Raw genomic sequence first — 12,208 nt, 5'->3', positions numbered from 1 at the left:
GAAGCGTACCACGCGCCCTCTGCGCCGCCCGTGAGAGGAGTGACGATAGGCGGGAGCTGGAGTGTGGAACGTGGACCGTGGTCAGGTCTTTTTTCACATTTCACGATCCACGATCCGCTGTGCCGTTACACTGCCTCCATGCTCCTCACCATCATCGTTCTGGATTCCGTGGGTGTCGGTGAACTGCCCGATGCTGCCAGCTTTGGCGACGTCGGTTCTCACACCCTCAATCACACCCTGACCGCCGCTCCTGCCCACCTGCCCCATCTGGCGGGGCTGGGACTGGGCCGCATTCCCACCGTCCAAACTGGCCCCCAGACCCTTCCCGAAGGCGCGGAGATACACGGAGCTTTTGGCCGGATGCGCGAGGTCAGCCCCGGCAAAGACACCAGCACCGGGCACTGGGAATTCATGGGCGTGCAGCTCGAACACGCCTTCCAGATTTTCCCTGAGGGCTTTCCGCCTGCCGTGATGGACGCCTTCGACGCCGCCACCGGGCGCGGGCACCTGTGCAACAAGCCCTACAGCGGCACCGACGTGATCCGCGATTACGGCGAGGAACACCGCCGCACCGGAAACCCCATCGTGTACACCAGTGGCGACAGCGTGTTTCAGATCGCCGCCCATGAAGACGTGGTGCCGCTGGAAACGCTGTACCAGTGGTGCCTCGCGGCCCGCGAACTGTTGCAGGGGCCGTATGCGGTGGCCCGCGTGATTGCACGGCCCTTCCGGGGAGAGCATCCCTTCGAGCGGGCAGGCGAACACCGCCGCGATTTTAGCCTGTTGCCACCGCCCACCGTGCTGGACAGCCTCAAGGCCGCTGGGCAGGCCGTGATCGGCATCGGCAAAATCCCCGACATCTACGCGCATCAGGGCTTTACCGAAGAAATCCATACCGACGACAACCCCGACGGCATTCGCAAGACGTTGGCCCGCATGACGCAGGCCGCGCAGGACGGCACTTCTGGCCTGATTTTCACCAATCTGGTGGATTTCGACGCCAAGTACGGCCACCGCCGCGACCCCGCCGGATATAGCGCCTGCCTCGCCGCCTTTGATGCCGCGCTGCCCGACCTGCTGACCGCCGTGCCCGATGACGGCGCACTGATCATCATTTCGGATCACGGCAACGACCCGACCTGGCGCGGCACCGACCACACCCGCGAACACGGCATGCTGCTGGCCTACCGCCCCGGCATCGGCGCAATTGATCTGGGCGAGCGGGCCACCTTTGCTGATGTGGGGGCCACTGCCGCACACGCACTGGGCGCGGACTGGGACGGGCCGGGTGAGAGCTTTTGGAATCAGATCGGGTAGGGAAACCCGTGAGTGGTGAGTGGGAAAGGCGTGGGGGCCGTACCGTTTCCGGTGCTGGTCAAGTTAGGGACTCTAAGAACACTGCCCTCAGTCCAGCGGTTCAAAAGTTCCTCTGCTGGCCTAAAGCTTAGGTTCTGTCACCACGATGCTTTGCCTACGATCCACGATCCACGATCTACTCACAGAACCCTGTCCTCAGGGCAGGTCTCTTCATGACCCATCTTCCAGACGATGAACAGGGCCGGGAAGCCTTCCAGCTCGGGGCCGAATCGTTTGCGCTGACCCTGACGCTGGGGGGACGCTATGCCGGAGAGCAGACGTGGACGGTTCACCCCGAACGCAGCGCCCTGATTGCCCGTGTAGAAACCAACTTCGGCGGCGTGCTGCCCGAAGTGCGGCGCGTGCAGAGCAGCCGGATGCACGCCCGCACCTTTGCCAGCCACAGCTACAGCGAGGGCGACGGGCGCGGCAAGCCCAGTTTCGAGACGACCTTTGACCGCAAAAATGGCATGCTGACGCTGAGGCAAGGCAAAGACGAGGTGAGCGCCCCCCTGCTGGGCGACCACCACGACCCCGTGAGTTTGCTGCTGTGGCTGCGCGGCCAGCATGGGCAAGACCTGCCGCCCCAACGCCTGACCGGGGGCCGGGTGCATGTGCAGACCCTGCATCCGGCACAGGGCAGCGACGTGAACGGCACGCCCACCCATGTGTATCTGCTGCGCCCCGGCCACGCTTACGTGTATGTAGAGCAAGACGCCCCTCACCGCCTGCTGCGCCTGATTCAGCCCACCGACTTCGGCCCGGTGGAAGCCAATTTGCCCCAGGCGAGGCGGCAAGCCCAGCCAGAGCGCAGGCGGCGGCGGGCGGGGTAGGGGAGGAGTCAAACACCAAACACCTACCATTCCACCTTTCCTGCTTCCCCTCCAGTGCTGTCTTTAAACCTTTTCTCTCAAGTTGAAAGCCAATCTGCATCTTTGCGCTTTTGGCTCCTCTCCCTTGAGGGGGGAGGCTGGGACTCGCAGAGCTACGCAGGAGAGGGGGTGAATGAGCGCCAGCGATTGCCTTTAACCCCTCAACCCCTACCCCTCCGCAGGAGCAACCATGCAAGTTCTTCAAGGCCCCGATGCCCGCGCCGCCCTGACCCGTACTTTTAACGATATTCCTGTGCCCGACAGCGTTCTGGCCCGTATAGAAGCCACTTTTGGCGAGGCGCTGACGCCCACGCAGGTGGTGGAGCGGATCATTGCCGATGTAAGGGCACGCGGCGACGACGCCCTGCGCGACTGGACCGAGCGGCTGGACGGCGTGCGCCCACAGCAGTTGGAAATCAGCGCCGAAGAACTGGCCGAAGCCCATGTAAACGCCGATCTGCACGCGGCCATCCGATTGGCAATTGCCCGTGTACGTGCCTTTTATATGCAGCAGCCCGCGCACGGGTTCCTGAACCATGATGAGGGCGGCGCACTGGGCCAACTGATTCGCCCGCTGGGACGGGTCGGGGTGTATGTGCCAGGGGGCCTCGCGCCCCTGATCAGCACCCTGATTCATACCGCCGTGCCCGCGCAGGTGGCAGGCGTGCCCGAAATCATCATTGCCACGCCGCCCGCCCGCGACGGCCAGATTCACCCCGCCATTCTGGTGGCCGCCCGAGAACTGGGCCTGACCCGAATCGTGCGTGTGGGCGGCGCTCAGGCAATCGCGGCGCTGGCCTACGGCACGGGCACGCTGCCCGCCGTGGACAAGATTGCTGGCCCCGGCAACCTGTTTGTGGTGATCGCCAAGCGCCTGGTCTACGGCCAGACCGGAATAGAAAGCCTGCCGGGGCCAACCGAAACGCTGGTGGTGGCCGATGACAGCGCCGATGCCCGCTACGTGGCCGCCGATCTACTGGCACAGGCCGAACACAACGGCGCGGAACCCGTGTTGGTCTCGACCAGCCGCGAGCTGTTGGTTCGGGTTCAGGCCGAACTGGGCGGCCAACTGGAAGCCCTGCCCGAACCCAATCGCACCTGGGCGCGGGATAGCGTTCAGGCCCGCATGAAAGTCATTCTGGCCGCCGACCTCGGGGAAGCCCTCGACCTTGCCAACCTGTACGCCCCCGAACACCTCTGTCTGCTGACCCGCGACCCGTGGAGCCTGCTGGGACGCGTGCAGCGGGCGGGCGGCGTCTTTATCGGAGAAGCCAGCATGGAAGCTCTGGGCGACTACGTGGCAGGCCCCAGCCACGTCATGCCCACGGGCGGCACGGCCCGCTTCATGAGTCCGGTCAATGTGCGCGATTTCCAGAACATCATCAGCGTGATCGGCGTGAACGAGGCCACCCTGCACCGCATCGGCCCCGCCGCCGCTCTGCTCGCCCGCGCAGAAGGGCTGGAAGCACACGCACGGGCGATTGAGAGCAGGCTGGTGGGGGAAGAAGTCTGAGGGTCAAAGAGTCTAAGGTGCAGATTCACGGCGTTTTCGTGTGTGTGTTCCCCTCTCCATTTGCAGAAACTATGGGGCAGTGAGCGTAACGGCTGCCCTTTCTTAGACCCTTAGACCCCAGACCTTTAGACCTCTCCCACGCTGCCCAAAACCCCACCGTCCCGCAGCCCTAGACCCCTGCCCCCCGCGCAGGCGTATGCTTTTCCGCGTGTCTTCTGCCGCTGCCCCCGCCCCCGCTTCCCGCCTGACTCCTGCCGTGCTGGTGGCGCTGGGCATCGTGTATGTGGTGTGGGGCAGCACCTATTTCGCCATCAAAGTTGCCATTGGTAGCCTGCCGCCGCTGGGGATGTTGGGCATCCGCTTTTTTGTGGCAGGCGTGATTCTGTTCGCTGTGCTGCGCCTGCGGGGTGCGCCGATGCCCACGGCGCGGCAGTGGAGGGCCAGCGCGGTGGTGGGATTGTTGCTGCTGGGCGGCGGCACAGGTCTGGTCACGCTGGCCGAACGCGACGCCAGTTCCAGCGTGGCCGCGATGGTCATTGCCGTGTCACCCCTGTTCGCAGCCCTGTTCGCGCAGTTGTGGGGCGAGCGCACCGGCGGGCGCGAATGGCTGGGCATCGGCGTGGGGCTGCTGGGCATTGCCCTGCTGAATATCGGAGAGCTGCACGCCACGCCGCTGGCCGCCCTGCTGCTGATCCTGGCCCCGCTGTGCTGGACGTTCGGCAGCCAGTGGTCGCGCCACCTGCCCCTGCCTTCCGGTCTGATGGGCAGCGCCGCCGAAATGGTCACGGGCGGCGTGCTGCTGCTGGCCCTCAGCCCGATCATGGGTGAAAAGTGGGGCACGCCGACCCCGGCCAGCCTGTGGGCGCTGGCGTACCTCGTGCTGTTTGGAAGCCTGCTGGCCTACAGCGCCTACATGTATCTGGTGGCCCACACGCGGCCCGCGCTGGCAACCAGTTATGCCTACGTGAATCCGGTGGTGGCCGTGCTACTGGGCGTCGGCTTTGGCTCAGAAACTCTGGGCACGCTGGGTTGGGTGGCGCTGGGCGTCATTCTTATGGGTGTGATTCTGGTGGCGTGGCCCAAGAAGGTGCCGGAGGTCAGTGCTCTATGACCGAGGCTGCCTCTCCCGATTCCGCCCGCCTGACCCTGCGCGAGATGGCTCCCACCGATCCCGTGAGTCTGGTGGTGCGCCGCCGCATTCTGCCGGGGCACGAGGCCGAATACGAAACCCTGCTGACCGAAGGCGGGGCGCTGCTGGCGCGGGTGCCGGGACACCGGGGAACGGGCATCATCAGGCCGCCCCCCGGTGAGCGCGAATACACCCTGATTGCCCGCTTCGATACCGTGAATGCCGCCGCCGAGTGGGAACTCTCGCCCGAACGCGCCGAGTGGCTGACCCGCGTGAATGCCCTCGTAGACGGTCAGGTCAGCTTTGAAAAACAGCCCGGTCTGGAGTTCTGGTTCACGCCGCCCGCCGCGCCCAATCTGCGTCAGCCGCCCCGCTGGAAAATGGCGCTGCTGACTCTGGCCGCCCTGTACCCGGTCAGCGTGAGCCTCGGCCTGTTGCTTGCCCCCATCGTCGGCCACTGGCCCGCACCGTTACGCGCCCTGCCGCAGATGGTGCTGGTGGTTCCGGCCATGACTTATCTGGTGATGCCGGTGGTGACGCGTTGGGCGGCGGGTTGGCTGAGGCGGTAGGCGCTGACGCGCCGGTAGTGGGAAGTGGGAAAGGCAAAAGAGTGTGGATCGTGGATCGTGGATCGTGGATCGTGGATCGTGGATCGTGGATCGTGGAGATGTGAAATGAATCTTTAGGGGTGTTTCCAAAGTTCAGAGCTAAAAATCTAGAAATTCCTGCCCACCTGCGCCTTTTCCGCGCTCTACAATCCACGATCCACCCACCGCTTTTCCTCCCCCCGCCCGCCGTGCTACACTCCCAGAGTTTGCCCTCTAAAAGGGGGCGCAAGATCGCGGGCCGAACAGGCCTGGGCAGGGTCGCAGGAGCCGGACGACCTAGGAACAGGGCAACCTGGGAGCAGGCCAGCCGGAAACCAGCGGTACAGCCAGCAGCGGTGCGGGGGCGTGAATCCTCCCGTCCGCCGCGAACGAAGGAGAGAGCAGCATGAAGCGTACCTACCAACCCAATGTCCGCAAACGGGCCAAAACCCACGGCTTCCGCGCCCGCATGAAGACCAAAGCTGGCCGCAACATCCTCGCACGCCGCCGTGCGAAGGGCCGTCAGCAACTCACCGTCGCAGACGAGTAAGCGCCTCCCCCGACAGGAAGCGTCTATCGCCACGCCCGATCAGTCCAGCGTCACGCAGGAACGGCCCCGCCGTCCGGTGGCGCTGGATTCTTTGCGTGGAGACCGCGAGTTTCGCAAGGTGCGCCAGCAGGGGGCCGTGGTGCGTGACCCGCTGTTTACCCTGCGCCTCACCGAATACCGCCCGCGCTACGGCGAGACGTGGCAGCCCCGCGCCATCATCGGTGTCGTTATCTCCAAAAAAACCTTAAAACGCGCCGTAGACCGCAACCGTGCCCGCCGCCGGGTGCGTGAGGCGCTGCGAACCCTGCCGGGTGGCCTGCCGCCTTGCCGGGCTATTTTGCTGCCCAACCCCGGCGTTCTCACGGTGCCGTTTCCAGCGTTGCAGGCGGCCCTGATTCGGGCGCTCGCCAAAGCGCCGGGCCGCGTGAAAAAGGGCGCTGGCGGGCCAAAGGGCGGGAACTCTGGCCGTTCTCAGCCCGTATCTGTTCCTGTGACTCAAGGCGATTCCTCCGCATGAAACAGCCGGTGCCCACTGCTGCGCCCATTGCCCACACCCCTTCTGCGGGCTTGGCGGCGCGGGGACTGGTGCGGGTGGTGCGCGGCTATCAGCGCAGGCTCTCGCCGCTGAAGCCAGTGCCCACTTGCCGTTTTGTACCGACCTGTTCGCAGTACGCTATCGAGGCCATAGAACGCTTCGGGGCCGTGCGGGGTGGCTGGCTGGCCGCGTGGCGGGTCATGCGCTGCAATCCTCTCGTGCCGGGCGGCTTCGACCCGGTTCCTGCCCAGTTCCCGGCCTCCCTCGGCCCTGCTCGCCGCCCTACTACAGACGGCAAGGCCCCCCCCACCGCTGGAAAACCCAAACCATGAAACCAAAACATCTGCTTCCCCTGACCGCCCTCGGTTTGCTGCTCCTGACTGGATGCGGTCAGACCGGCCCGCTTCCCACCTTCGGCAAGGCCATCACGCCCGAATGGATCACCGCAGACTTCGACGGCCAACCCGGCGACGAATTTATTGCCACCAGTAACCTTCAGGACGTGGTGTTCAACGCACGCGGTGAGGTTATCGGCTGGTACGTCAAGCAAAATGCAGGCACGCCGTACATCAAGAAGGGTGCCAACGGGTACGACTTCACCACCCTGAGAACCCAGAAGGGTCTGGTGAACATGGTGGGCCAGCCTGCTGTGCAGGGCGGCGGCGCACCGGTGTTCCCCGCAGACCGCCGGGCGTTTGCCCTCAAGGGCGGCCCCCTCGATCCAGCCACTGCTGCCGAAACCACCACGCCGCAACTGACCCTGAACCTGCCGCAGAACCGTCAGGAAGCCGTGTTCCGCTATACGCAGGGCGGCGCGACCGTGACCAAAACGGTGACGCTGCACCCACGCAACTTCAAGATCGATGTCAAAACTGCCGTAACGGGCGGCCCGGACAATGTCAACATGCTGTTCCCTGGACTGGGCAAGGCCGACAATCCTCGGGTACAGGCTGTGCCCGTGGGCGGCCAGCCTGCCAGCGTGCAGGGCACTGGCACCACCACCGTCCAGAACATTCAGTACGCGGCGTTGCAGGAAAACCCCAGTCAGTTGGCACACGCCCTGATCGTGCGGCCCCAGGCCGGAACTCCTGCTAGCGCAACCCTAACGGGCGGCACGCAGGGCCTGATCAGTGTGGCCCTGCCTGCGGCCAGCAATCTGGAAGTGTACGGCGGCAAAAACGAACTGATCCACCTGTACCAGAGCGGCTATACCAGCCTGCCGGGACTGTTCAAGCCCAATATTTTCGGTCAGATCAGCCTGTATATCGTCAAGCTGATGGAAGCCATGTACAAGGTCATCGGTAACTGGGGCCTCGTGCTGGTGCTGTTGACGGTGCTGCTGCGCCTCGTGATGTGGCCGCTGATGCAGGCGCAGGGCCGCACCACCGCCCGGATGCAGGTCATGCAGCCCAAGATCAAGGAAGTGCAGGACAAGTACAAAGACCGCAAAGACCCCGACTCGCAGCGGGCCATGCAGGCCGAAATGCAGCAGGTATACCGCGATTACAACTTCAATCCGGCGGGCTGCTTCAGTACCTTTGTGCCGTTCCCAGTGTTGATCGCGCTCTGGTCAACCATCCGTAACTTCGAGTTCGACAGCGGGTTCCTGTGGCTGCCCGACCTCGCCATTCCTGATCCGTTCTACATTCTGGCGCTGATCTACCTGATCGTGAACATTGGTCAGCTGTACGTGATGACCCGCAAGAACCCGGATATGTTCCGCCAGCAGGCTTTCATCTACCTGATCTTCCTGTACTTCGCCCTGACCTTCCCGGCAGGCGTGACCATCTACATCATTTTCAGCACCCTGATCGGCATCGGGCAGCAGATTCTGATCAACAAGCAGGTCGAGAAAGAAACTGCCAGCATCGGCACGACTGTGCAGAAAACGCCGATGCGTCCGGCAAAAGTTGCCAAGACGATAGACGCACCCAAGAAGTAAAGTAACAGAGTCAAGAAGTAAAGGAACACAGTAAAAAGCCGCCCCGACTGTAGGAGTCGGGGCGGCTTTTTGGATCGTGGAGTGTGGATCGTGGACAAAGCCAGACCACACTTCACGCTCTATGTTCCTGTCGGCAGTTTTGCCAGAGCCACCCGCGCCGCCGCGAATGCGGGCCGGAGCCTCAGCGCCTCGCGGTAGGCGGCTTTTGCTTTGGCGGTTTGACCCTGCACGGCCAGAGCGCGGCCCCGCCAATACAGGGCTTCTTCGTGGTTGGGGGCGTCTTGCAGCACGGCGTTGGTGAGGCGCAGCACCTCGGCGGTGCGGCCCGTGCGGGTGTAGGCTTCCAGCGGCCCAAACGAATACCAGAGGGTTCGCCAGGGCAGTCCTCCCACCGTGCGGGCAGGGCGGGTGGGGTCAAGTGCGGCGTCTGGAACGCTGGCAAACGCCTGATCGTAGGCACGGGTCGCCCCGCGTGAGTCGCCCAGAGCAAGCCGCGCATTGCCCACATTCATCCACGCCACGGCGTCGCTTTTGCGTCCTGCTTCAGCCACCGCCACGCGCAGGGCTTCCCGCTTTGCCAGTACCGGATCGGCCCGGAAGCCCAGCAGCCCGCGCAATTTTTCTTCCTGTTCGGGCGGCGACACCACCAGATAGGTGCGCCCGAAGGCCCGCCACAGTTCGTCCAACTGGGCGTAGGTAAAGCTCAGTTTGCCCAGATAGGAATCCAGCGCCGTGAACTTCTGTTTGGCGTCGTCGTACCCATTCAGGATGCGGTAATGGCCCATGCCTCCGCTGTCGGCGGTCACGAACCACGTTTCCACGATCACCGGAAATCCGGCGGCCAGCAGGCGCTTCAGCAGAGCGCGGCTGCCCCCGACGCCCAGGTGTGTCTGCATGCCCTGTGTGCGGGCATAGGCGGCCAGTTCGGGCGGCGTCACGTTCACGTCTCCCTTGTTGGGCTTGAGCACCGGCGCGATCTGATACTGCGTCAGCGTGCCGCCCCAGCGGCTCAGGGCCATGCCCACCGTGACCGGGCCGCAGTTGTTCAGGCGCTGATATTCGTGCCGGATACCGGTCACCTGGGCAGAAGGGGGTAAAGAGGAAGCCGCCCCAGCAAGGCTGGAACACGCAAGGAACAGACCGAACGACAGAGAGCGCAGGCTCATGCTCTCTATCGTTTCAGGTCTTCATGAGGACTGGGAAGTGGAGTTGGAAGGTGAACCCCCCATTGCTGGCGCAACGCCCCCCCTTTCGCTCCCCTTAAGGGGGGCTGGCTGCGAAGCAGACTGGGGGTCTACACGCAGCTTTAATTTGAGTTGGAAGGTGAACCCCCCGTTGCTGGCGCAACGCCCCCCCTTAGAGGTGGGGACTCAATCTTTTTCGCCCTTCCTACTCCCCACACCCACCTCAGTACCCCATCACTGTCCGAATGGCCCGCGCCACCCGCACTGGGTTCGGGCGGTATACGTCCTCAATGGCCGTAAACGGCGGGTAGGGTGCGTCATAGCCGGTCACGCGTAGGATCGGGGCACGCAGGCTGTCTATGGCGTGTTCGGCAATGTTGGCGCTGATCTCAGAGTGAAAGCCGCCCGTGCGCGGGGCTTCGGTCACGACCACGGCGCGGCCCGTTTTTGCCACCGAGTGCAGCACCGTTTCCAGATCCATCGGCACCAATGTTCGCAGGTCGATGACTTCCACGCCGATGCCGTGGGCGCGGGCGGCTTCGGCAGCTTTCACGCTGACCTCCACCATGCCGCCGTAAGTGATGACCGTCACATCGTCGCCTTCCGTGACCACCCTCGCCTTGCCCAGCGGAATGGTGTAATGGCCGTCTGGAACGCTTTCTTTGGTGCTGCGGTACAGCTTGATGGCTTCCAGAAAAAACACCGGATCGGGGTCTTCTATGGCGGCCAGGAGTAGGCCCTTGGCGTCGGTGGGCGTGCTGGGAATGACCACCTTGACGCCCGGTACATGCGCCAGAATCGCCTCGGGGCTGTCGGCGTGCTGCTCTGGGGTATGGACGCCGCCGCCATAGGGCGCACGAATCACCATCGGCAGGTGGTAACGGCTGCGGGTGCGGTGGCGGTAGCGGCCCAGATGCGACAGGATCTGATCCAGCGCCGGATACATGAACCCCGCGAATTGAATTTCTGCGATGGGCCGCAGTCCGGCCAGGCCCATGCCGATGCCCATGCCCACGATGCTCGCTTCGGCCAGCGGAGTATCGAACACCCGCTCTGTGCCGAACCGCGCCTGCAAGCCGTCCGAGGCCCGGAACACGCCGCCCATTACGCCCACGTCCTCGCCAAACAGATAGGTGGTCGGGTCACGTTCTAGCGCGATGGCGAGGGCGTCATTGATGGCAGCGACCATCGTGCGGGTGGTGGATGTTTGGCTGGGCGGGGATTGCAGAGCAGTCATGCGGGAACCTCTGTTGGGAACGTGGATCGTGGGGGGTAGATCGTGGATTGAAGGGCAAGACTGGGGATGGTCTGAACGCTGTTTCTACGATCCACGATCCACCCTCTACACTCCCGATTCATTCCCCAACCTCGCGCAGGATCTCGGCCCGCTGGGCCACCAGTTGCGGGGTCGGCTCGGCAAACACATGATCCAGAATCTCGGCGGGTTCGGGTTCCGGGTAGGTGTCGGCCTCGTTCAGCGCGGCTTCAAATTCCTCGGCAATCTCTTTCAGCAGGGCGGCGTCGCTCTCCTCGGTTAGGATTCCCTCGGCCAGCAGATGCAGGCGCAGGCGCGTGATCGGGTCTTTTTCGGCCCAGCCTGCGGTGTCGGCGTCGGTACGGTAGCGGGTGGGGTCGTCGGCCACCGTGTGCGCGGCAATCCGGTAGGTCACGGTTTCGATCAGGGTCGGCCCCTCTCCGGCGCGGGCGCGGGCCACTGCCTCCGCCGTCACCTGATAGGTCGCCAGGACATCATTGCCGTCTACGCGCACACCGGGAATGCCGTAGCCATCGGCGCGGCGGGCCAGGTTCACGGCGCGGGTCTGGGTGCGGGTGGGCACGCTGATGGCCCAGCCGTTGTTCTGCAAAATAAAGATGCACGGCGCGTTCAGGGCGCCCGCAAAATTCAGCGCCTCGTGAAAGTCGCCCTCGCTGCTGCCCCCATCTCCGATGTAGGCCATCGCCACATTGTTGGTTCCCTTGCGCTGCTCGGCCAGTGCCGCGCCCACCGCGTGCGGATACTGGGTGGCAATCGGAATGTAGAAGGGCAAGACCTTGAGGTGTTCGGGCATGTGCCACCCGTGCGGGCTGGTGCGCCAGTAGGCCAGCGTGCGGGCAATCGGCAGGCCCAGCGTCAGGGCCGCGCCCGTATCGCGGTAGGTCGGAAACAGCCAATCGTCGGAGGTCAGGGCCGCCGCCGTGCCCACCTGGCTGGCTTCCATGCCCTTAAACGGAGGAAAGACGCCCAGTCGTCCGGTGCGGTAGAGCACCCAACCGCGCTCGTCGAAGTGGCGAATCCGGCGCATGTGACGGTAGAGGCTCAGGCGGGTCTGGGGGTCGGGCAGGGCGGCTGGGTCGTGGGCATTGCCGTCCGGGGCCAGCAACTGAAAGGGAATGTCGGTGGCGGGCGCGTGCCGGGGGAAATCGGCTGAAGAATCGGCAGTCGGCAGTGCCGTCTGGGGCGCAGAAGTCGTGGGCGCAGAGTTGGTGGGCGCGGAGGCGAGATCAGTCATAGGAACTCCTGAAAGGGGAGACGGGATCAG

At 64.3% G+C, this 12,208-nt stretch carries 12 protein-coding genes; 9 read left to right on the top strand and 3 right to left on the bottom strand.

What is annotated here, in order from left to right:
• Nucleotides 1-138 precede the first annotated feature (138 nt).
• The 9 genes from F561_RS0115190 to yidC all read left to right on the top strand — a co-directional run bounded on the left by F561_RS0115190 (nt 139) and on the right by yidC (nt 8,484).
• Nucleotides 139-1,317, top strand: a complete 1,179-nt coding sequence (locus F561_RS0115190; protein ID WP_019010819.1) for a phosphopentomutase — start codon at nt 139-141, stop codon at nt 1,315-1,317.
• Nucleotides 1,318-1,529: 212 nt separating this feature from the next.
• Complete coding sequence (locus tag F561_RS0115185) at nt 1,530-2,189, top strand: DUF3108 domain-containing protein (RefSeq protein WP_019010818.1); 660 nt, start codon at nt 1,530-1,532, stop codon at nt 2,187-2,189.
• Nucleotides 2,190-2,418: 229 nt separating this feature from the next.
• On the top strand, nt 2,419-3,741 hold the full coding sequence (hisD, locus tag F561_RS0115180) for a histidinol dehydrogenase (protein WP_019010817.1): 1,323 nt from the start codon (nt 2,419-2,421) through the stop codon (nt 3,739-3,741).
• Between the two features lie 196 nt (nt 3,742-3,937).
• Entirely contained in the window at nt 3,938-4,852 is a 915-nt protein-coding gene (yedA, locus tag F561_RS0115175; RefSeq protein ID WP_019010816.1) for a drug/metabolite exporter YedA, read from the top strand.
• Nucleotides 4,849-5,439 carry an antibiotic biosynthesis monooxygenase gene (locus F561_RS0115170; protein WP_019010815.1) on the top strand — a complete coding sequence of 197 codons (591 nt, stop codon included), beginning with the start codon at nt 4,849-4,851 and terminating at the stop codon, nt 5,437-5,439. The genes yedA and F561_RS0115170 overlap by 4 nt, the downstream gene beginning before the upstream one ends.
• Nucleotides 5,440-5,863: 424 nt before the next feature.
• A complete protein-coding gene (gene rpmH / locus F561_RS0115165; RefSeq protein WP_019010814.1) occupies nt 5,864-6,007 on the top strand; it encodes a 50S ribosomal protein L34 in 144 nt (47 codons plus the stop codon).
• A gap of 91 nt (nt 6,008-6,098) precedes the next feature.
• Nucleotides 6,099-6,524: a ribonuclease P protein component gene (rnpA, locus tag F561_RS0115160; protein WP_026298950.1), complete on the top strand. Its 426-nt coding sequence runs from the start codon at nt 6,099-6,101 to the stop codon at nt 6,522-6,524.
• Entirely contained in the window at nt 6,521-6,874 is a 354-nt protein-coding gene (gene yidD, locus F561_RS0115155) for a membrane protein insertion efficiency factor YidD (protein WP_019010812.1), read from the top strand. Before rnpA ends, yidD begins: the two co-directional genes overlap by 4 nt.
• Nucleotides 6,871-8,484, top strand: coding sequence for a membrane protein insertase YidC (gene yidC / locus F561_RS0115150; RefSeq protein WP_019010811.1), 1,614 nt, complete (start codon nt 6,871-6,873; stop codon nt 8,482-8,484). Before yidD ends, yidC begins: the two co-directional genes overlap by 4 nt.
• Nucleotides 8,485-8,603: 119 nt before the next feature.
• Here the strand turns inward: yidC and F561_RS0115145 are convergent, their stop codons facing one another.
• The 3 genes from F561_RS0115145 to pdhA form a co-directional block, all read right to left on the bottom strand.
• Nucleotides 8,604-9,650 carry a C39 family peptidase gene (locus F561_RS0115145; protein ID WP_051096947.1) on the bottom strand — a complete coding sequence of 349 codons (1,047 nt, stop codon included), beginning with the start codon at nt 9,648-9,650 and terminating at the stop codon, nt 8,604-8,606.
• A gap of 241 nt (nt 9,651-9,891) precedes the next feature.
• A complete protein-coding gene (locus tag F561_RS0115140) occupies nt 9,892-10,905 on the bottom strand; it encodes an alpha-ketoacid dehydrogenase subunit beta (RefSeq protein WP_026298947.1) in 1,014 nt (337 codons plus the stop codon).
• 118 nt (nt 10,906-11,023) lie between these two features.
• Nucleotides 11,024-12,178, bottom strand: coding sequence for a pyruvate dehydrogenase (acetyl-transferring) E1 component subunit alpha (pdhA, locus tag F561_RS0115135; RefSeq protein WP_019010808.1), 1,155 nt, complete (start codon nt 12,176-12,178; stop codon nt 11,024-11,026).
• Nucleotides 12,179-12,208 lie beyond the last annotated feature (30 nt).

This window comes from Deinococcus aquatilis DSM 23025, from assembly GCF_000378445.1.
GTDB lineage: Bacteria > Deinococcota > Deinococci > Deinococcales > Deinococcaceae > Deinococcus > Deinococcus aquatilis.
Note: the sequence above shows the minus strand (reverse complement) of the source record. Positions and strands in the feature narration are given on the sequence as shown.

Coding starts and splice junctions, on each gene's coding strand:
- yidD (WP_019010812.1), top strand. CDS start 6,521: ATGAAACAGCCGGTGCCCACTGCTGCGCCCATTGCCCACACCCCTTCT.
- F561_RS0115140 (WP_026298947.1), bottom strand. CDS start 10,905: ATGACTGCTCTGCAATCCCCGCCCAGCCAAACATCCACCACCCGCACG.
- hisD (WP_019010817.1), top strand. CDS start 2,419: ATGCAAGTTCTTCAAGGCCCCGATGCCCGCGCCGCCCTGACCCGTACT.
- F561_RS0115190 (WP_019010819.1), top strand. CDS start 139: ATGCTCCTCACCATCATCGTTCTGGATTCCGTGGGTGTCGGTGAACTG.
- F561_RS0115185 (WP_019010818.1), top strand. CDS start 1,530: ATGACCCATCTTCCAGACGATGAACAGGGCCGGGAAGCCTTCCAGCTC.
- F561_RS0115170 (WP_019010815.1), top strand. CDS start 4,849: ATGACCGAGGCTGCCTCTCCCGATTCCGCCCGCCTGACCCTGCGCGAG.
- rpmH (WP_019010814.1), top strand. CDS start 5,864: ATGAAGCGTACCTACCAACCCAATGTCCGCAAACGGGCCAAAACCCAC.
- yedA (WP_019010816.1), top strand. CDS start 3,938: ATGCTTTTCCGCGTGTCTTCTGCCGCTGCCCCCGCCCCCGCTTCCCGC.
- F561_RS0115145 (WP_051096947.1), bottom strand. CDS start 9,650: ATGAGCCTGCGCTCTCTGTCGTTCGGTCTGTTCCTTGCGTGTTCCAGC.
- pdhA (WP_019010808.1), bottom strand. CDS start 12,178: ATGACTGATCTCGCCTCCGCGCCCACCAACTCTGCGCCCACGACTTCT.
- yidC (WP_019010811.1), top strand. CDS start 6,871: ATGAAACCAAAACATCTGCTTCCCCTGACCGCCCTCGGTTTGCTGCTC.